This is a genomic window from Halococcus sp. IIIV-5B, assembly GCF_003602035.1.
In the GTDB taxonomy this organism is placed as follows: domain Archaea; phylum Halobacteriota; class Halobacteria; order Halobacteriales; family Halococcaceae; genus Halococcus; species Halococcus salsus.
The window spans coordinates 15,287-34,820 of the sequence record NZ_QZWE01000006.1; the positions used below are offsets into that span (position 1 = coordinate 15,287).

General features: G+C 67.3%; 19 protein-coding genes. 12 read left to right on the forward strand and 7 right to left on the reverse strand.

The genetic code is table 11. The features are described from left to right. The first annotated feature begins 191 nt into the window (after positions 1–191). Positions 192–1,079 (forward strand): NAD(P)H-binding protein, encoded by an 888-nt coding sequence (locus D3261_RS06025; protein WP_120070266.1) that lies wholly within the window; start codon positions 192–194, stop codon positions 1,077–1,079. On the opposite strand, the gene purL is transcribed toward D3261_RS06025, so the two are convergent. Both purL and D3261_RS06035 read right to left on the reverse strand, forming a co-directional pair. Next, positions 1,080–3,239, reverse strand: a complete 2,160-nt coding sequence (gene purL, locus D3261_RS06030; protein ID WP_120070269.1) for a phosphoribosylformylglycinamidine synthase subunit PurL — start codon at positions 3,237–3,239, stop codon at positions 1,080–1,082. 347 nt (positions 3,240–3,586) lie between these two features. Next, complete coding sequence (locus tag D3261_RS06035; RefSeq protein ID WP_120070272.1) at positions 3,587–4,186, reverse strand: GNAT family N-acetyltransferase; 600 nt, start codon at positions 4,184–4,186, stop codon at positions 3,587–3,589. Positions 4,187–4,295: 109 nt separating this feature from the next. On the opposite strand from D3261_RS06035, the gene mutS reads away from it, so the two are divergent. The 3 genes from mutS to D3261_RS06050 are packed head-to-tail and all read left to right on the forward strand — an operon-like array spanning position 4,296 to position 9,243. After that, positions 4,296–6,938 carry a DNA mismatch repair protein MutS gene (mutS, locus tag D3261_RS06040; protein WP_120070274.1) on the forward strand — a complete coding sequence of 881 codons (2,643 nt, stop codon included), beginning with the start codon at positions 4,296–4,298 and terminating at the stop codon, positions 6,936–6,938. Next, on the forward strand, positions 6,922–8,580 hold the full coding sequence (mutL, locus tag D3261_RS06045; protein ID WP_120070277.1) for a DNA mismatch repair endonuclease MutL: 1,659 nt from the start codon (positions 6,922–6,924) through the stop codon (positions 8,578–8,580). Before mutS ends, mutL begins: the two co-directional genes overlap by 17 nt. 36 nt (positions 8,581–8,616) lie before the next feature. Beyond that, the gene (locus tag D3261_RS06050; protein ID WP_120070280.1) at positions 8,617–9,243 is read left to right on the forward strand and encodes a transcriptional regulator; all 627 of its coding nucleotides are present in this window, start codon (positions 8,617–8,619) and stop codon (positions 9,241–9,243) included. Positions 9,244–9,508: 265 nt separating this feature from the next. On the opposite strand, the gene D3261_RS06055 is transcribed toward D3261_RS06050, so the two are convergent. Together D3261_RS06055 and D3261_RS06060 are read right to left on the reverse strand one after the other, a co-directional pair. After that, positions 9,509–10,558 carry a peptidylprolyl isomerase gene (locus D3261_RS06055; protein ID WP_120070282.1) on the reverse strand — a complete coding sequence of 350 codons (1,050 nt, stop codon included), beginning with the start codon at positions 10,556–10,558 and terminating at the stop codon, positions 9,509–9,511. Positions 10,559–10,626: 68 nt separating this feature from the next. After that, on the reverse strand, positions 10,627–11,259 hold the full coding sequence (locus tag D3261_RS06060) for a TetR/AcrR family transcriptional regulator (RefSeq protein WP_120070285.1): 633 nt from the start codon (positions 11,257–11,259) through the stop codon (positions 10,627–10,629). A 139-nt stretch (positions 11,260–11,398) separates the two neighbouring features. Here D3261_RS06060 and D3261_RS06065 point away from each other — a divergent pair, with 139 nt between their 5' ends. The 3 genes from D3261_RS06065 (at position 11,399) to D3261_RS06075 (ending at position 13,504) form a co-directional block, all read left to right on the forward strand. After that, complete coding sequence (locus D3261_RS06065) at positions 11,399–11,644, forward strand: amphi-Trp domain-containing protein (RefSeq protein WP_120070287.1); 246 nt, start codon at positions 11,399–11,401, stop codon at positions 11,642–11,644. A 26-nt stretch (positions 11,645–11,670) separates the two neighbouring features. Next, positions 11,671–12,240 carry a class IV adenylate cyclase gene (gene cyaB, locus D3261_RS06070; RefSeq protein ID WP_120070289.1) on the forward strand — a complete coding sequence of 190 codons (570 nt, stop codon included), beginning with the start codon at positions 11,671–11,673 and terminating at the stop codon, positions 12,238–12,240. Positions 12,241–12,304: 64 nt separating this feature from the next. Beyond that, positions 12,305–13,504, forward strand: coding sequence for a methionine adenosyltransferase (locus D3261_RS06075; protein WP_120070292.1), 1,200 nt, complete (start codon positions 12,305–12,307; stop codon positions 13,502–13,504). A gap of 6 nt (positions 13,505–13,510) precedes the next feature. Here D3261_RS06075 and D3261_RS06080 read toward each other — a convergent pair whose 3' ends face one another. Then, positions 13,511–14,188 carry a helix-turn-helix domain-containing protein gene (locus D3261_RS06080; protein WP_120070293.1) on the reverse strand — a complete coding sequence of 226 codons (678 nt, stop codon included), beginning with the start codon at positions 14,186–14,188 and terminating at the stop codon, positions 13,511–13,513. 134 nt (positions 14,189–14,322) lie between these two features. Here D3261_RS06080 and D3261_RS06085 point away from each other — a divergent pair, with 134 nt between their 5' ends. Further along, positions 14,323–15,054 carry a DUF2797 domain-containing protein gene (locus D3261_RS06085; RefSeq protein ID WP_120070296.1) on the forward strand — a complete coding sequence of 244 codons (732 nt, stop codon included), beginning with the start codon at positions 14,323–14,325 and terminating at the stop codon, positions 15,052–15,054. A gap of 72 nt (positions 15,055–15,126) precedes the next feature. Here D3261_RS06085 and D3261_RS19695 read toward each other — a convergent pair whose 3' ends face one another. Then, entirely contained in the window at positions 15,127–16,050 is a 924-nt protein-coding gene (locus D3261_RS19695) for a hypothetical protein (RefSeq protein WP_147464934.1), read from the reverse strand. A gap of 256 nt (positions 16,051–16,306) precedes the next feature. Between D3261_RS19695 and D3261_RS06090 the strand changes: the two genes are divergently transcribed. After that, positions 16,307–16,744 (forward strand): hypothetical protein, encoded by a 438-nt coding sequence (locus D3261_RS06090; RefSeq protein WP_120070299.1) that lies wholly within the window; start codon positions 16,307–16,309, stop codon positions 16,742–16,744. 4 nt (positions 16,745–16,748) lie between these two features. Here D3261_RS06090 and epsC read toward each other — a convergent pair whose 3' ends face one another. After that, positions 16,749–17,315, reverse strand: a complete 567-nt coding sequence (gene epsC / locus D3261_RS06095) for a serine O-acetyltransferase EpsC (RefSeq protein WP_120070629.1) — start codon at positions 17,313–17,315, stop codon at positions 16,749–16,751. Between the two features lie 125 nt (positions 17,316–17,440). Here epsC and D3261_RS06100 point away from each other — a divergent pair, with 125 nt between their 5' ends. The 3 genes from D3261_RS06100 to D3261_RS06110 are packed head-to-tail and all read left to right on the forward strand — an operon-like array spanning position 17,441 to position 19,511. Then, complete coding sequence (locus D3261_RS06100; protein WP_120070301.1) at positions 17,441–18,583, forward strand: acyl-CoA dehydrogenase family protein; 1,143 nt, start codon at positions 17,441–17,443, stop codon at positions 18,581–18,583. 40 nt (positions 18,584–18,623) lie between these two features. After that, positions 18,624–18,902 carry a hypothetical protein gene (locus D3261_RS06105; RefSeq protein ID WP_120070303.1) on the forward strand — a complete coding sequence of 93 codons (279 nt, stop codon included), beginning with the start codon at positions 18,624–18,626 and terminating at the stop codon, positions 18,900–18,902. A gap of 54 nt (positions 18,903–18,956) precedes the next feature. Further along, positions 18,957–19,511: a GNAT family N-acetyltransferase gene (locus tag D3261_RS06110; RefSeq protein ID WP_120070305.1), complete on the forward strand. Its 555-nt coding sequence runs from the start codon at positions 18,957–18,959 to the stop codon at positions 19,509–19,511. The last annotated feature ends 23 nt before the right edge of the window (positions 19,512–19,534 follow it).

Sequence of the window (19,534 nt, forward strand, 5' to 3'; positions counted from 1 at the left end):
TTATTACGGGGTCTCGAAAACGGATACGATGGAGCCCGACCGGCTCCGGACCGACGGGGACGACCCGTTCGCTGGCATCACCCATCCCAGTCCGTCCCCTTCCCCGCTTCTGCGACCCTCGTCCTCACGAGCCGCGCCTCGCGGTCTGCCTGGGGGCGAGGAATTATGCGCCCGCCCCCGGACGGGTGAGTATGCGAGTTCTGGTGACCGGCGCGACGGGATTCATCGGCGGCCGGCTGCTCCCGGCCCTCCGCGCCGCCGGCCACGACTGCGTCGTGCTCACCCGGAACGCCGAACGCTACGATGGCCCCGACGGAGTCGACGTCGTCGAGGGCGACCTCCTCGAACCCGGAAGCTTCGACGCTGCTCTGGAGAACTGTACGGCGGCCTACTACCTCGTCCACTCGATGGAGTCGCCGGACTTCGAGGCACGCGACCGGCGTGCAGCCCGGAACTTCGCGCGGGCGGCGAGCGCGGCGGACGTCTCGCGCGTGATATACCTCGGCGGGCTCGGTGAAACGAGCGAGGGGCTCTCTCCCCACCTGCAGTCGCGCCGCTCGCTCGAAGGCGTGCTGCGGGACGGCGACTACGACCTCACGGTGCTCCGGGCGGCGGTCGTTCTCGGCGCGGGCGGTGCGAGCTTCGAACTCCTCCGACAGTTCGTCGAACGCCTCCCGCAGTTCGCCGTCCTGCCGCTCCCGGCGGCGGTGACGACGACCTGTCAGCCGATCGCGATCGACGACGCCGTGGCGTCGCTCGCGGGCGTGCTCGACGCCCCGGAGACCCGTGGGGAGACCTACGATATCGGCGGTCCAGAGGTACTGACCTACGAGGAACTCCTCCTGCGTGTCGCCCGCGCCACCGGCCGAACGGTGCTGACGGTGCCCGTCTCGTGGCTCCCGCGGTCGACCGCGACCTACTGTCTCGACCGGCTGACGGGTATTCCGACGGTCATGATCGCCTCGCTGATCGAGGGACTCGACAACACCGTCGTGGTTCGGGATCCGTGCCCCCGCGACTTGGTGCCGGTCGAGCGGACCCCGGTGACCGTGGCGATCCGCCGGGCGCTCGCCGAGTGATCACTCCATCGCGGCGTCGAGCACCGCCCGGCGCTCCGCGATCGCTCCCGCAGCCATCGAGAGACGCTCGCCGTCCACGTGAACGTCGAATCGCCCGGTGTCGGTGCTCCGCCCGATCGAGTCGACGGGCGCGACCCCGTCGAACGCCGCTCTGACCCTCTCCGGGTCATCGGTCTCGACGACGGCACGACCCGGTCGTTCGCCGAACAGTGCGGCGGCGGAGTTCTCACAGCTGTCGAGGTCGATCTCCGCCCCCGCTTCGGCCGTGACCATCTCCGCGAGCGTCACCGCGAGACCGCCGTGGCTCACGTCGTGAACCGCGGTCGTCGTCTCCTCGTTCGCCACCCGCGCGAGCGCCGTGACGAACGCTTGGGGATCGTCGGGAAGGCTCGGGAAGCGGTCGGACCCGCCGAACCGCGCGAGGTACTCGGACCCGCCGAGGCCCGGATCGCCGTCGAGCTCGCCGCCGACCAAGAGGAGATCGCCGGCCCCGCGGAGGGCGGTCGGCGGGGCTTCGTAGCCCTCGCGGACGCCGACCATCGCGAGCGTCGGCGTCGGCGGGATCGGACCCGCGGTGGAGTCGTTGTAGAGCGAGACGTTACCCCCGACGACGGGGATATCCAGATCGGCACACATCCCCGCGAGGCCGTCGACGATGGCCGAGAACCCGCCGTAGGTTCCGGGGTTCTCGGGGTTGCCGCCGTTGAGGCAGTCGACCGCGGCGAGCGGTGTCGCGCCCTTCGCGGCGAGGTTGGTGGCGTTTTCGAGCGCGACCGCGCGCGCACCGACCTCCGGGTTCGCGGTGGTCCAGTTCGGTTCCGCGCCCGCCGAGAGCGCGAGACCGATCCCCTCGCCGTCCTCGCTGGCTTCGTGGATCGCGAGCACCGCGCTGTCGTCGCCCGGTCCGCGCGCCGTCCGGAGGCCGACTTCGTGGTCGTACTGGCGGTAGACCCACTCCCGGCTCGTGGTGTTCGGGCTCCCCACTACTTCCTCGAACGCGGTTTCGAGGTCGGGGTTCGGTAGGTCGCGGTCGGGTTCGGCGGGTGGTTCGGCCGGCAGGTCGTAGGCCGGCGCACCGTCGGCGAGGAACTCGGCGGGGGCGTCGACCACGGCGTCGCCGTCGAACGAGCAGGTGTAGTTCCCTTCGACGACCTCTCCGATGACCGAACAGCCCAGGTCGAACCGCTCGGCGACTTCCCTCACTCGCTCGACGTTTTCGGGAGCCACCTCGTAGCACATCCGTTCCTGGCTCTCGGCGAGCAGGATTTCGACCGCGTTCATCCCTGGTTCGCGCTGGTGGACGGCTTCGAGGTCGATGTCGGCCCCGAGGTCGCCCTTCGCGACCAGCTCGGCGGAGGCCCCACCGAGTCCCGCCGCGCCGAGGTCGCGGGCGGACTCGACCAACCGCTCGTCGATCAACTGCTCGTTCGCCTCGATCAGGAGCTTCTCGGTGTAGGGATCGCCCACCTGCACCGCCGGCCGTTCCTCGGTTTCGGCGTCCTCGGCGAGGTCCTCGCTCGCGAAGCTCGCCCCGCCGAGGCCGTCGCGACCGGTCGCGTTGCCGACCAGCACGAGCGCGTTCCCGGGCCGCTGCGCCTCGGCGGTGACGAGCCGCTCGGTGTCGAGCAGGCCTACACAGGCCACGTTGACCAGCGGGTTGCCCTCGTAACCCGGGTGGAAAGCGAGGCTCCCGCCCACCGTCGGCACGCCGATGGCGTTGCCGTAGTCGGCGATCCCCTCGACCACGCCGTCGAGGAGGTAGCGGGTGTGCTCACGGTCGAAGTCGCCGAAGTAAAGCGAGTCCGTGAGCGCGATGGGGTAGGCCCCCATCGAGAGGGTGTCACGAACGATGCCGCCCACGCCCGTCGCCGCGCCGTCGTAGGGGTCGACGAACGAGGGGTGGTTGTGGCTCTCGATGCCGAGGGTGATCGCGAGGTCGCTCGCATCGTCGTCGGTGGGCAACCCGACCACGGCGGCGTCGTCGCCGGGGCCGACCACGACCTGCTCGCCCTCGCTCTCGAAGTTCGTGAGGAGCGGCCGCGAGGAGCGGTAGGCGCAGTGCTCGCTCCAGAGGTTCTCGAACAGCACGCTCTCGGTGGGGGTCGGCTCGCGACCGAGCCGCTCGGTTATCCGGCGGCGGTCGTCGTCGGCGAGGGGCATGGGCGAGGTTTCGGGAGTCCGAGTATAGCGCTTTTGATAGTCGAGAATCGAGCGCAGATCGGGTGTGTGATTTCGTTCGTCCATTCGACGCTTTTCGCTTGTTTCGGGTTCGGATGCCGGTTCGTCGACGGCGAATCCCGACACAAACGAGAACCGCAGACCGCACCGCGACGGCCACACGCCTCCCCAACCGACTGCGCTCCTCGCTCGTTCGCTTCGCTCACTCCCTGCGGTGCTCATCCCTCGCACAATGTCCGCAGCCGTGGGTTCACCTCCGTTCACCCACGACTGCGAGCGCGCGCCACCGCGGCCCAGTTTGTGTGGACTCGCGAGATACACGGTGAGTGTTACTCCGTCGCGTCGCGGTACTCCGCTTGCGAGATGGTGTATCGGTACACGTCGCTGACCGCATCGCCGTGAGGCAGCCAGTTTCGGAGCAGTCCCTCACAGCGTCCACCGTAAGCCTCGACGTACTTCTCGATGGCGCGGCGCGACTGGTCGTTGTCCGCGTGGTGGGTCACCGAGACGAGTTCGAGGTCCAGCCGCTCGAAGGCGAGCTCCAGCAGCGCGCCGGCGCGCTCGCCCGAGTAGCCCCGGCCCCAAAAGCGCTTGCGGAGCCACGTTCCCAGCCTGCCGGTTCGGCGGTCCCAGTCGATACGGAGCGCGGCGTTGCCGGCGTACTCGCCAGCACCCGCTTCACCACCGCGTGGCCGAACGACGTAGCCCGCCGCCTCGCCGTCCGCCCAGCGCTCCTCCACACCGTCGATGTACTCTTTCGATTCGAGGAGCGTCTGGTGGGGCTCCCAGGGCATGTAACGGGTGACCTCGTCCATCGCCTCCGGGCCGTCGGCGTCCGAACAGATGTCGTAAAACTCGAAGACGTCGAGGGTCTCGTGACACAGCCGTTCGAGAATCAACCTGTCCGTCTCGATGCGCTCGGGGAACATACCCGACCCTCCGGGCGGGCTCACAAAAGCGTTCGCCGGCGCTCGCCGGAAAACCACCCCGCGGCGACGGGTCCGCAAGCCTTTGGACCGTTCACGACCAGGGAGGGGCATGGACGCCGCGCTCGGACCGCCGGCCGCGATGGCCGACCACGGCGACGACCTCACGCCGATGATGACCCAGTACGTCGAGCTGTGCGAGCGCTACGACGACGCTCTGGTGCTCTTTCAGATGGGCGATTTCTACGAGGCCTTCTGCGACGCGGCGGAAGTGGTTTCGCGCGAACTCGAAGTCGCGCTGACCCAGCGCGAGGACAGCACCGGCACCTACCCGATGGCCGGGGTCCCGGTCAGAAGCGCGGCCTCGTCGGTCGAAACCCTGCTCGATGCGGGCTATCGTGTCGCGATCGCCGAGCAGGTCGAGGACGCGGATGAGGCCACGGGGGTGGTCGATCGGGCCGTCACGCGGGTCGTGACTCCCGGAACGGTGGTCGAGGACGAACTCCTCGCCCCCGGCACCGCGAACTACGTCGCGTGCCTCGCGAGCGAGACCGAGGACGGCGAGGGTGCGTGCGCCGTCGCGGTCGTCGACGTCTCCACGGGGGAGTTCCGGGTCACGAGCGCCGACTCGCGCGAGGGGGTCCGTGACGAACTCGACCGGTTCGCCCCCAAGGAGGCCCTGCTCGCGCCCGAGTTCGACGGGGAGTTCGACCTCGACTGCATGGTGACACCCCACGACCCGGACGCGTTCGGGGTCGGGACCGCCCGCGAGCGGCTCGAAAGCGTGGTCTCCCGTCCGGAGGCCGTCGTCAAGAACGACGCCGAACTCCGCGCCGCGGGCGCGCTGCTCGCCTACGCCGCCCACACCCAGACCACCGACGGCGCGCTCGACCACGTCACCCGACTCACCCGGGACGACCCACACGACCGCCTCGAACTCGACGCCACCGCGCTCCGGAGCCTTGGGGTCTTCGAGAACCCATCCGGGAGCGACGACCACACCCTCGTCGACGTGCTCGACGAGACCTCGTGTGCGCTCGGCCGCCGTAAGCTCGTCCGGTGGCTCCGACGACCGCTCCGGGATCGGGAGAAGATCGAGGCCCGCCTCGACGCCGTCGCGGAGTTGACGCACGCGTCGCTGGTTCGCGAGGAGCTCCGCGACCTGCTCCGGGACGTCTACGACATCGAACGTCTCGTCGGGACGGTCTCGCGTCGGCGGGCGAACGCCCGCGACCTCCGCGCGCTGAAAGCCACCCTCGACGTCGTCCCGGCGATCCGCGAGACCCTCTCCGAGGCCGATTCGACCCTGCTCGCCGACTCGCGGACCGACCTCGACGGGCTCGACGACGTCCGGGGGCTGATCGGCCGGGCGATCCGCGAGGAACCACCGACCGAGATCACGGAGGGCGGTGTCATCGCACGGGGGTTCGACGACGACCTCGACGAGCTTCGGACGAACGCGCGCGAGGGCCGCGAGTGGGTCGAGGGGCTCGAGGAACGCGAGCGCGAGCGGACCGGGATCGACTCGCTCTCGGTGGGTCACAACGAGGTCCACGGCTTCTACATCGAGGTCACGAACCCGAACCTCGACGCGGTGCCCGAGGAGTACACCCGCCGACAGACGTTGAAGAACTCAGAACGGTTCTACACCCCCGAACTCAAGCGCCGCGAGGACGAGATCCTGGGGGCCTCCGAGCGCGCCGACGCGCGCGAACACCGCCTCTTTCGCGAGGTTCGCGAGGAGGTCGCAAGTGAGACCGAACGCCTCCAGGCGCTCGCCGACACCCTCGCCGCGCTCGACACCCTCGCGACGTTGGCCCACGTCGCGGTCGAGAACCGATACACCAGACCCGAACTCGGCCACGACGGGGTCGCGATCCGGGACGGTCGCCATCCGGTTGTCGAGCGCGGAACCGAGTTCGTCCCGAACGACGTCGACCTCCGCGAGGAGCGGTTCGCGGTCATCACCGGGCCGAACATGTCGGGGAAGTCGACCTACATGCGTCAGGTCGCGCTGATCCAGCTGCTCGCCCAGGTCGGGAGTTTCGTGCCGGCGAGCGAGGCAAACCTTCCGGTCGTGGACCGGATCTTCACCCGTATCGGGGCCTCCGACGACATCGCGGGCGGGGAGTCGACCTTCATGCGCGAGATGACCGAACTCACCGCGGTGCTCCACGACGCGACGCGTGACTCGCTCGTCCTCCTCGACGAAGTTGGGCGGGGCACCTCGACCACCGACGGCGAGGCCATCGCCCGCGCGGTCACGGAGTTCATCCACGACGAGGTCGGCGCGACCACGCTGTTCGCGACCCACTACCACGACCTCGCGCGGCTCGGCGACGAGCTCGACGCGGTGCGGACCCTCCACTTCGCCGTCGAGGGCGACCCCGACGCGGGAGACGGGACGGGGTCGGAGGGCGTGACCTTCCTCCATACGGTCGCCGAGGGGAGCGCGTCGGCCTCCTACGGGATCGAGGTCGCGCGGCTGGCGGGCGTCCCCGAGTCGGTCGTCGAGCGCTCGCGCGACCTCGTCGCCCGCGAGACCGGTGGTTCCGAACCGACGACCGACGAGACGAACGAGCCAGGTGACGAGCAGCGACCGGTCGAGGATGGGGCCGAAGCGGGCGACGAAGCCGCTATACCGCCGGAGACCGTAGCCGAGCTACGCGAGCTTCGGGTAGCCGAACTGACGCCGGTGGAGGCGCTCGTCCGGCTCGACGCGCTCAAACGACGATTCGATGACCAGGATAACTGAACTCGACACCGAGACGGTCGAACGCATCGCGGCCGGCGAGGTCGTCACCCGACCCGCGAGCGTCGTGGTCGAGCTCGTCGAGAACGCGCTGGATGCGGGGGCCGAGTCGGTCGAGATAACCATCGAGAACGCGGGGCTCGACCTGATCCGCGTGGCCGACGACGGGCACGGCATGGCCCGCGAGGACGCGGCGCTTTCGGTCGAGCGCCACACCACGAGCAAGATCAGCGGGGTGGCGGACGTCGAACGGATCTCGACCCTCGGCTTCCGGGGCGAGGCGCTCCCGAGCATCGCCCACGCCGCGCGGCTCGAACTCACCACGAAGCACGAGGAGAGCGGCGTCGCCGGCACGCGGGTGGTGGTCGACGGCGACGAGAAACGCGTGACGGCGGCGGGACGAGCGGTGGGGACCACGGTCTCCGTGCGGGACCTGTTCGAGCGGATCCCCGCCCGACGGAAGTCGCTGGCCCAGCCCAAACGGGAGTTCGCGCGGGTCAGCGAGGCGGTCACGGGCTACGCGCTGACCCACCCCGAAGTGCGGTTCTCGCTGACCCACGACGGCCGAAGCGTGGTCTCGACGCCTGGGTCGGGGAGCTACACCGACGCCGTCCTCGGTGTCTACGGTCGCGAGATCGCCGGCGAGAGCACGACCGTCGAACACCGCACGGACGGGATCGAGGTGCGTGGGCTCTTCGTCTACCCGTCGACAACCCGGGCGAGCCCCACCCACGTCACCACCGCGGTCAACGGCCGCACGCTCCGGGACGGCACGATCAGAGGGGCGGTTCGGGAGGGCTACGGCAGTCTGCTCCCCGACGGCCGACATCCGGTCGCCGTCGTCGACGTCTCGCTCCCCCCGGAGGAGGTCAACGCCAACGTCCATCCCGCGAAGGAGGCGGTCGCGTTTCACGACCCGGACGCGGTCGCGGACGCCGTCGAGCGGGCGGTCTCGGGGGCGCTCTCGACCGAGGACCTCGCGCGGACCGCCGACCTCGCCCTCGACCTCGACGCCGCGGTGGACGACGTCGGGGAGTCGGCGTTCGAGTCCATCGCGGTGATCGGCCAGTTCCGCGAGCTCTACTTGCTCTGCGAGGCCGACGACGACCTCCTCGTGGTCGACCAGCACGCCGCCCACGAGCGGATCAACTACGAACGCCTCCGGGCGGCGGTCGGCGATGGCGGTTCGGACGACGAAACGGGTCAGGCGGGCGTCGAGTCCGCCGATATCGAACCGCGACGGCTCCCGCTCACGGCGAGCGAGGCGGCGCTCGCCGAAACGCACAGGGGTGACCTCGCCGCGATCGGCTTCCGGTTCGAGACCGATGGGGCGTCACTGCGGGTCACGGGCGTGCCAGCGCCCCTCGGTCGGGTCGCGAGCCCCGAGGCGCTCCGCGACGCGCTCGACGCGCTCGCCGCGGGCGAGGAGCCGACGGACCCGCGCGACGAGCTCCTGAAGGCGTTCGCGTGTCACCCCTCGCTCAAGGCCGGCGACGCGCTGACGACCGAGGAGGCGACCCGGCTCGTGCGACGGCTCGGAGCGTGCGAACAGGCCTTCGCGTGTCCCCACGGCCGACCGACCGTGCTCCGGATCGACGAGGCGGCGTTCGCGCGTGGGTTCGAGCGACCGAACACCCGATTCTGACGAGGGTTTATCCGCGATCCGGCGACGAACGGTCCCATGGCGACCCCTCTGCCGACCGGCATCGACGTGCTCGACCAGCGCCTTGACGGCGGCGTCCCGCCGGGGAGCATCATCGCGCTGTGTGCGCCGCCGGCGAGCCAAGCCGAACTCCTGCTCGCCGAGTTCATGGGCCCGCGCGAGACGCTGTATCTCACCCTCGACCGGACGGAGCGCGCGGTCACGGACGGCCTCCGTCGAACCACGACCGAGACGGGCGACCCGGACGTTCGGGCCGTTCTCGACGAGAATCGAGTCGACCACGCGCTCGAACACCTCGAGGACCGTCCCCGGGATTCGACGGTGATCGTCGACCACCACACCGTGATCGAGACCGAGGAACGCGACCGCGTCTCCGAGTTCGTGACCCGGCTCCGCCGCCATCTCACGGACACCGGGGGCGTCGCGGTGCTCTACTGTCTCGACGGCGACCCGGTCCCGGAACGCCGGGCGACCACCCTCCATAGTGCCGACGTGGTCTTCCGGCTCACCGTCGACGTCGTGGGGGCGACGGTCAACACCCGGCTCGCGGTGCCGAAGGTCCGCGGCGGCCGCGCGCTCACCGAGACCCTCAAGCTCCAGCTCACCGACCGGGTCACGGTGGACACGAGCCGCGACATCGCGTAGCGGACGATCCGGGCGGATAGTAGCCCCGGTAGCAACCGGCGGAGCGCTTATGATCTAATCATCCGACCAGGACTCGATGGCCGCGACGGAGGGCTTCGGGCTTCGTCGGCTCGTCGAGCTCGTGCTCGTCCTGGTACTTACCGGCTTCGGAAACCCGTCGTTCGCCGCCGCGTGGGGTGCTCCTCGTTCTCGGTGGCCTCGCCTCCACCGGCGGGTGGGGCTACCGCTGGGACGAAACGACGAGTTCGTGAGAAAGTCGTCGGCGTTACTCGCTCGCGTCGGCCTCGTCGAGCTCCTCGGTGACGTCGTCGAGGTCGACGTCCGCGTCCGCGAGCTCCTCCTCGATGGCTTCCATGTCGGCCTCGCCACCACCGCCGCCCATGCCGCCCATCATCCCACCCATGCCGCCCATCATGCCGCCCGAGCCGTCGATGACCTCCTCGACGACCACGCGGTCGAGGTCGAGCCGATCGATGAGGTCGCCCAGGATCTGCTGTTTGCCCATCATCCACTGCTGGTCGAACTGGAGCTGGGGCGACTGCTCGATGTAGAGGGTCTCCTTTTCCACCGTCTCCGTCTCGAACTCGGGCTCGCTCTCCTCGTCGTCGTCCTCGAACTCGGGCTCGCTCTCCTCGTCGTCGTCCTCGAACTCGGGCTCGCTCTCCTCGTCGTCGTCCTCGGACTCGACGAGCTGCTCCTCCTCGACCTCGTCCGTCTCGATCCGCATGTCGAGGTCGGCGTCGAAGTACATCGAGAGCATACCCTTGGCCTGCTCGACGCGGTCCTCGACCACGTCGAGCACCTCGTAGTCGTACTCGACGTCCGCACCCGCGAGCGGGTGGTTGAAGTCGACCCGTGCCCGCCCGCCGATGATGGTCTCGACGTGGCCGTGCTGGCCGTCGATGTCGACGTGGCCGCCCGGATAGCGGTCGTCCTCGGGGATGCGGTCGGCGCTCACAGTTCTGACCTCACCCTCGTCGTACTCGCCGAAGGCCTCGACCGCCGGCACCGTGACCGTCCCCGAGTCACCGGGTTCGCCGCCGATGAAGTCCTCCTCGACGGCGTCGAAGAGGTGGCCCGCCCCGACCGCGATGACGCGGGGCTCGAAGCTCTCCTGCTGGTCGGCGACGCCCTCCTCCTCGGCGACCTCCTCGTCGGTGGTGTCGACCAGCTGGTCGTTCTCGACGGTGCGTGCGGTGTAGGAGAGTCGGACGAAATCGCCCTCTTGGATCCCCGTGGCTTCGGTTTCGTCGGCGGCCGCCGATTCCTCGGTCTCGGTGGTGTCGGCGTCCGTCTCGGCCTCGTCGTCGGTCATACCCCCATCAAGTCCCGTTCGACGTTTAAGAACAACGCTTCGCTCCCGCCCCGGCGAACCGCCCCCGATCACGTGTCCGCATCGGCGTAGAGCGTGGTTTCGAGGTACTCTTCGAGCAGCCCGTGGGCGGTTTCGAGTACCGCCTCGTCGCCGAGCACCACCCAGCGGGTTCGCGCGCCGTCGATGATGGTGAGCAGCATCGTCGCGGTGCGCTCGGGGTCGACGGGGGCGAAGACGCCCCGCTCGATGCCGTCCTCGATCATCGCCTCGAACAGGTCGAGGACGTAGACGTCGTTCGTCCGGAACTGTTCGCGGTAGACCTCGTTGTGGGCGGCCTGGGAGCGGAGTTCGAGCATCGCGGTCTGGAACGCCTCGTGGTCGTCCGGACCGTAGACCAGCGCGTCGATCGTCTCCCGAAGTCGTTCGGCGGGGTCGTCGTTCTCGGTCACGGCCACCTGCGTCTCGAACCGCGCGATGAGGTAGCCCAGAAACGACGACAGCAGGTCTTCCTTCGAGTCGTAGTGATAGAAGATCAACGACTTGCTCTTCTCGAACTCGTCGGCGATCGACTGGACGGTGAGGTCCACCGCGCCGTGACGACACAACGCGCGGTAGGTCGCCCGCATGATCGCCTCGTGTTCGGTGCCCGTTCCGTCCTCCGCACCGTCGGCCGATCCCGCTTCGTCGGTCGTGTCCCCCATTTCGATCACTGACTACGTGGTTAACCGTAGATTTATACCTTGTGCTCGACGCTCTGCTCGGACCGGTCTCGACGGACGACGCCACACGATCGAGCTCGTCGGACGGTTGGTTTTTGTAGCGTCCCGACCTCGACCGTCCATGGCCGACACCACCACCGCGAGCGAGTCCCTCTCGAACGAGGCGGCCGCCGAGCGGCTCGAAGCCCTCGCGAGCGAACTCCGGCAGGAGGACGACGGGATCCAGGTCGAGGTGGGCAACAAGTCCGTCTCGCTCGCCCCCTCGGGCAACATCGACTACGACATCGAGGTCGCCGAGCGCGAACCGATGCTCGGCAGCAAGCACGAATCGGTCACCATCGAGCTCGAATGGACGACCGACGAGTGAGCCCGTACGACCACCGCTAACCGCCGATGTACGAAGTCGAACTCAAAGTCCGCACCGCCCACGACCCGGTTCGCGAACGGCTCGCCTCGCTCGACGCGGAGCCGCTCGGCACGGTCCGGCAGGTCGACACCTACTACGACGCCCCGGACCGCTCGTTCGCCGAGACCGACGAGGCCCTCCGCATCAGAACCGAGTCGACGAACGACGACGAGCGGACTCGGGTGACCTACAAGGGACCGCTGGTCGAGGCGGCCTCGAAGACCCGCATCGAGCACGAGACGGGGGTCGGTGACCGCGAAGCGATGGCGGGCGTGTTCGACGGGCTCGGCTTCTCGCCCGCGGCCACGGTCGAGAAGGACCGCGATCGGTTCTCGTGTGGGGAGTACACCGTCGCGCTCGATACCATCCGCGGGCTCGGCGAGTTCGTGGAGGTCGAACGCGAGGTCGCGGACGAGTCGGCCGTCGCGGACGCCCGTGACGGCGCGTGCGACCTCCTCACCGACCTCGATTGCGACCCCGACACCCAGATCCGGACCTCCTATCTCGGGCTCCTCCTCGACGCCGACGCCGACTCGCCACCCACCGGTGATAACTGAGCGTAATTTATCGCCGGACGAAGGTTTCCGCAAGTTATAGGCGGGCGGCTGTCGAAGGATGGCCATGACCCAGCGAAACGTCAGTATCGAGGGACTCGACCGGCCGGCGGCGGAGGAGACCGCCGTCGAGATCGTCGAACGAAAGGGGATCGGCCACCCCGACTCGCTGTGTGACGGGATCGCCGAGAGCGTCTCGCGCGCGCTCGCGTCGGCCTACCTCGACCGTGTCGGGCGGGTGCTCCACTACAACACCGACGAGACCCAGCTCGTCGCCGGCACCGCCGCGCCCGCCTTCGGCGGCGGCGAGGTGGTCGAACCCATCTACATCCTCGTCGTCGGCCGGGCGACCAGCGAGTTCGAGGGGACCACGATCCCCACCGAGCCCATCGCGCTCGAAGCCGCCCGCGAGTACCTCGAAACCCACGTCCCCGAACTCGAGGTCGGCACCGACGTCGTGGTCGACGCCAAACTCGGCGAGGGCAGCGGCGACCTCCGCGGCGTGTTCGACGAATCGGGGGTGCCGATGGCGAACGACACCAGCTACGGCGTGGGCCACGCACCGCTCTCGGAGACCGAGACCATCGTCCACACCGTCGAGGACAGGCTCAACGGCGAGTACGCCGCCGACCATCCCTACCTGGGCCCCGACATCAAGGTGATGGGCAAGCGCGAGGGCGAGACGATCGACGTCACGGTGGCGGCGGCGATGATCGACACCTACCTCACCGACGTCGACGCCTACGCGAGCGCGGTGACCGACGTCCGGGAGTACGTCACCGGGATCGCCGAGGAACACACCGACCGCGAGGTCACCGTCCACGTCAACACCGCCGACGACTACGAGACGGACTCGATCTACCTCACGACCACCGGCACGAGCGCCGAACAAGGCGACGACGGCTCCGTGGGGCGGGGCAACCGCGCGAACGGGCTGATCACGCCCAACCGCTCGATGTCGATGGAGGCCACCTCCGGGAAGAACCCCGTCAACCACATCGGGAAGATCTACAACCTCCTCTCGACCGACATCGCCGAGAACGTCGTCGAGGAGGTCGACGGCATCGCGGAACTCCGGATCAAACTCCTCTCGCAGATCGGCCGGCCGATCGATCAGCCCCACGTCGCCGACGTCCGGGTCGCCACCGAGGCGGGCGTCGCGCTCGGCGACGTCGAGAACGAGATCGACCGGATCGTCGACCGCGAACTCGCCGACGTCACCGGGTTGACCGAACGGGTGATCGACGGCGAGATAGCCACGTTCTGACCCGCGTCACTCCCGTTCGTCGAGCACCCCGGCCGCGCCGGGTATCAGGGCGTCCTCGACGAGGGCCGCGGTCGCGCGACGGAGCCGTTCGGAAAGCGCCTGATGGGAGATATCGAGTCGGTCGGCGAGTTCGCTCAGGCTGGTCTCGCGCGGGATCGCGAAGTAGCCGGCATCGAGGGCGGCGTCGAGCGCCTCGAACTGGGCCTCGGTGAGCCCGTAGCGACCCACCGGTTTGCCCTGCATCTGTCGGATGGCCTTCACGTCGAAGGTCAACCCGTTCTCCTCGACGAAGTCGTTGGTCTTCGTGAGCGACTCCTGGTCGGGATAGAGCACCCGGAGGTACCACCGCCCGTCCCGGCCGAACGCGTCCATCACCGTCGCGGCGGAGTTGGTGATCATCTGGAGGACGACCTCGACCTCCGAGACCCACTGCATCCGGTAGAGCTGTTCGTTCTCGAACGTCGAGAGCAGGGAGATGTCGCGGGTGCTCGGGTCGGCTTCCAGCGCCTCGCCGACCGCGTCGGCCTCCGCCCCGCGAACCCACACCAGCGGCATGACCGCGTCGTCGCCGCTCTGGACCACCCGTTCGATCTCGAACTCGACGTCCGGCAGCGACCGCAGCGCCTCGTAGAGCGCGAACTCCTCGGCGGGTATCTCGCCCCTGACGACCTGTGCGTTGCTCATACTCGGGGTTTCTACTCGATACTGATAAACTCGCCTCACCAGTCCGAAAGCTCTCTCGCTTGCCGGGCGACCGCGAACCCCCGTCCGGCGGTCCGGAACGGTGGTGCTTTGAGCCGTCGCCGTCGAGGGCGTGCGTGCAGATCGTCGGCTACGCGTCGCTCGACCCCGCGCTGTTCGTCGCCGAGGCGGGGTCGGTGGAGCGGATGGACCTCGCCCCCGGCACGGAGCTCGCCTACACCCTCGGCGAGCGCCACTGCGCGGGAACGACGACCGACGACGGGACTCATCACCCCTGCGAGCGCGAGCGCGCGCCGTACTGTGAACTCCACAGCACGCCGTGGTCGGTGGCGAACAACGCCGACTCCGAGGAGGAGCACGCGGTCTACCTCGCGGGTTTCGCCCCGCGAACGTTCAAGGTGGGCGTCACGCGCTCGTGGCGGCTCGACACCCGTCTCCGCGAACAAGGTGCCGACCGGGCCGCCCACGTCCTCACTACGTCCGACGGCCGAGCGGCGCGTGACCGCGAGACGCAGATATCGACGGAGTACGGGGTTACCGAGCGGGTTCGCGTGGCGACCAAGATCCGAGGACTCGCCGAGCCGTTCGACGAGGTAGCGTGGGACGCGCTGCTCGACTCGTTCGAAGTCCACGAGGCGTTCACGTTCGAGTACGGCCTCGACCCCGAGGAACGACCGGTAGCCGAGACCCTCCTCTGTGGGACCGTCGTCGGTCTCAAGGGTCGGATCCTCCTCCTCTCCTACCGGGGTACCACCTACGCCGTCGACTGTCGCGACCTCGTGGGCTACGACCTCGAACCGGGCGCGCCCGACCGCGACCTCCAAGCGAGCCTCGGCGGATTCGGGTAGTTCTACGTCTCCCTCTCAAATTTGATCGGAAGGACCAAGCGAAACAATCCATTTTTAATGCGTGGTAAAAAATCAAGTTCTTTCTTGATTCATCTCAACTGCATCTTCGTGTGCTTCTGCTGGATTCTCGTCGGACTCCTTACGGGGAGAGCGCTCTCTAAGAGAATGCTCATTCACATCATGGATCCGTTCCCAAACAAAAAACAAAGTCCACAATACCCCAAACATCCAGAAACCAAATACTAACACTGGTTCTAAGAACGACATCTGTGCAAATCCATGAACCACAAAACCGGTCTCATGCAGAAATACTACAGAAAGAGGGAAAATAATTGATGAAAAGATCGGAATAAGTGTAGATTTCAAGCTCTTTTGTAGCTGAGAGGGGTTCAATGAGTCATATTCTATTATTAAATCCTCTCTACGATCTTCAAGCATTTGGATTTCATGAGTTGTGTCCGTCACACGACGGCTACGGCTGTCATACCGTTCTCGGTCGTATATCTTCCACAACGCCTCGGTGATATACGAAAAATCTTCTCTAGGGATAAATGGTTCTGAGATACCAAGCGGGCTTGGCCGAAGCTTCTTTTCGATCTCATCCCAACGTCTTTCTAGTTCGTCATAATGATGTTGCCACACGTCTGACTCCTCAAGATCTTGGTATTGTACCAATCCATCGAGTGCATCTACTACTCCAACAGCATCTGGGTTAGGTGACCATCGGTGACCAACATCGAACTTGATGAAGCTATCTACATCTTCTTCTGCTTCTTGCAATTCCCATTTGTTTTCTGTCATCCTGAGATTTTCAACCCGAGCTGTGCGACTCACTTTCAGCGACTGAAGTTCGGCAACAACAGCATCATATCTATCTCGGAGCCGTGTCCGGCTCGCCTTCATATCGGACAAACGTTGCACTAGGTAGGCTGTGAGTATGCCTATAAAGATACTTGCAGATGTCGCAAGTGTGCTGTAAAACCCGATTAGTGCCATGTTTGACAACCGCACCAATTAGCTGTAAATCTAACCCTACGGTACGTTTCTACATCATTCTAGTTCAGTCGTCTTTGGACTTACGCGGTATAAGCACCAATCCTCGTAGATCCTTCCAAGCAGTCGAATATATTATAGATTGGCAGCTACGCGCCTACGAGCTCATGAGGTGACCTCACTATACCAAATTCTGAGCAACAGTATATCCTCGCTCATGTACCGAACGCTTTTCCGGCGGGCCAGCCAACCCGGGCGCATGGCAGACGACGAACCCGAACCCACCGACGAGTCGAGTTCCGAACCCGAGATCGACGAGAGCGAGGGCGAGGAGAAGTCCTTCCGCGAGCGCGTCGAGGAGATCCGCGAGGAGCGCGAGGCCGAAGCGGAGGGCGACGGCGAGAGCCGCGAGGAACGCATGGAGGAGCTGATGGGTGGCGGCGGCCCCGGCGGGATGGGCGGCGGTGGCAACCCGTTCGCGCAGATGATGGGCGGGATGATGGGCGGCGGTCCCGGTGGCGGCATGGGCGGTCCCGGTGGCATGGGTGGCGGCCCGCCCGGTGCCGGTCCCGGCGGTCCGGGTGGCGAGAGCGACGCGGGCAACGAGGAGATGGTTCGCGAGCTTCGACAGCTCCGCGACGAGGTTCACGACGTCCGACGCACGCTCGACCGCATCGCCGACGCGCTCGAAGAGTAACTCCTTACTCCGGGAAGCCGGTCCCGAGTTCGATCGATTCGTCCTCCGCACAGCGACCGACGAGTTTCGCGGGGTTGCCGACCGCGGTGCAGTTCGGGGGCACGGATTCGAGGACGACGGACCCCGCACCGACGCTCGCGTTCTCGCCGATGACGATCGGACCCAGCAGGGTGGCGTTCGCGCCGATCGTCGCGCCGTCTTCGAGCGTCGGATGGCGCTTTTCGTCCGCCAGCGAGTCACCGCCGAGCGTGACGCCCTGATAGAGCATCACGTCGTCGCCGATGTCGGTCGTCTCGCCGACCACCACGCCCGCGCCGTGGTCGATGAAACACCGCCGGCCGACGTCGGCCCCGGGGTGGATCTCGACTCCGGTGAGGAACCGGGCGAGGTGCGATATCAGCCGTGCGGTGAGGTGGAAGTCCCGCTCCCACGCGGCGTGGCCGAGACGGTGGGCCCAGAGCGCGTGGAGCCCCGGATACGCGAGCACGACTTCGAGGGCCGACTTCGCCGCCGGGTCCTTCGCCAGCGCCGTCTCGATGTCCTCTCGGATCCGTTTTCCCAGACCGATCATGGGGAACATCCGTGACGAGTGAGCATAAACCATGCGTCCACCGAAACCCGGTGCCCCGAGCGCGTCGAGGCTTCGTCACTCCCCCGTGTCACAACAGTAATGCGGACGCGACGTGAGGAACGGTTATGGACTTCAGCCTCTCGGCCGAGCAACGACAGATCCAGGGGATGGTCACCGAGTTCGTCGACGAGGAGGTCGTGCCTCGCGCCGCCGAGATCGACCACGACGACGAATTCCCGGCCGACCTCGTTCGCGAGATGGGCGAGCTCGGTCTGATGGGGATGCCCTTCCCCGAGGAGTACGGCGGCGCAGGGCTCGATTATCACTCCTACGCGCTCGGCCTCGCCGAGATCGCGCGCGGCTCGGGTGGGTTGGGGACCGTGGTCGCCGCCCACATCAGCCTCGCGGGCAACATGCTCTACGAGTTCGGAACGGAGGACCAAAAAGAGGAGTTCCTGACCCCGCTGGCCGAGGGCCGCGACATCGGGGCGTTCGCGCTCTCGGAGGCCGGCGCGGGCAGCGACGTGCCGGCGATGACGACCACGGCCCGAAAGGAGGGCGACGAGTACGTGGTCGACGGCGGCAAGCTCTGGATCTCGAACGGCTCGGTGGCCGACACCGTCACCCTGTTCGCCAAGACCGACCCCGACGCCGGCAACAAGGGCATCTCCTCGTTCGTCGTGCGGCCCGAGGAGGACGAGGGCTTCCACGTCGAGGGAACGGAGGACAAACTCGGCGACAAGGGCTGTCCGACGGCGGAATTGCGGTTCTCCGACATGCGACTCCCCGAGGACCGACGGCTCGGCGAGGAGGGTCGGGGATTCGTCCACGCGCTCAAGACCCTCAACGGCGGGCGGATCACCATCGCCGCCCGCGGGGTCGGGATCGCCCAGGCCGCGCTCGATGCGGCGCTCGACTACGCCCAGGACCGCGAGCAGTTCGGTCAGTCTATCTCGGAGTTTCAGACCATTCAGCACAAACTCGCCGACATGGACACCAAGGTCTCGGCCGCACGACTCCTGATGCACCAGGCGGCGGACCTGAAGATGCGCGGTGAGGACTTCCGGAAGGAGGCCGCCCAGGCGAAGCTCTACGCCAGCGAGGTGAGTCGTGAGGTCGCGAACGAGGGCGTCCAGATCCACGGCGGCTACGGCTACACGAAGGACTTCCCCGCCGAGCGGTTCTACCGCGACGCCAAGCTCAACGAGATCTACGAGGGGACCAGCGAGGTCCTCAGAAACACCATCGCGGGCAACCTGCTCGATTGAGAACCGATAGCTTCGATTAGCCGGCGAGCGAAGCAGGAGTATGACCCCCGAGGCGGAAGCCAGCGCCGACGGCATCACCGCGCGCTACACCGAGACCGACGGCGAGCGCGTGCTCGAATTCTCGCGCGATGGCGCGACCGCGGCGGTCGCCCAGAACGTCGACGGCTACGCCATGCTCAAGGTGCGCCCGACCGCCGACGGCGACGAACTCGAACGCTACTACGGCTTCGACATGGCGCTCGACCACGCCGCCGAACTCCTCGGCGTCTCGCCGCACGACCTCCCGGTGCCCGACGCCGCCGCCGACATGGGGATGTGACTAGATGGACGACACCCGAGTATCTCGTTCGAACCCGGCTACGGAGCGGCATCGATGACGGGGAACGAAGGCGGTGTTTCGGTCGAGCGCAGTGGATTCGAGGCGTACGAGACCGCTATCGAGACGCTCCTCGGGGAGTATCATCGGTCGGTCGCGGACGGCCATCGTGACTACCTCGCTCGTCACGCGCCCGAGTACGAGTTCTCCCCGGCCGCGTACGTCCGGGACGAGACCGAGACGGATCTCGCGTATCTCGGCACGGAAGGACCCCGGCGACCGCTGGTGATCGCGGTGGACGGCGACGACGTCGTCGGCTGTGTCTACCTGTACGAGCTCACCGACGACGAGGCCGAGATCAAACGACTCTACGTTCGCGAGGCGTATCGCGGCCGCGGACTCGGCCGCCGGCTTCTCGAACGGCTGATCGAGGTCGCCGAGAACGAAGGCTACCGCTCGCTCCGTCTCGACACCGCCCCGTACATGGAGGGCGCACAACACCTCTATCGGGAGTTGGGATTCGATACCTACGAAGGCGGGGCGTCGGTCACCGACGTTCCCGACCCGCTCCTCGACGACCTCGTCTTCATGCGCCGCCGTCTCGACGGGTGATAGCGCTCGGAACGAGAGCCGTC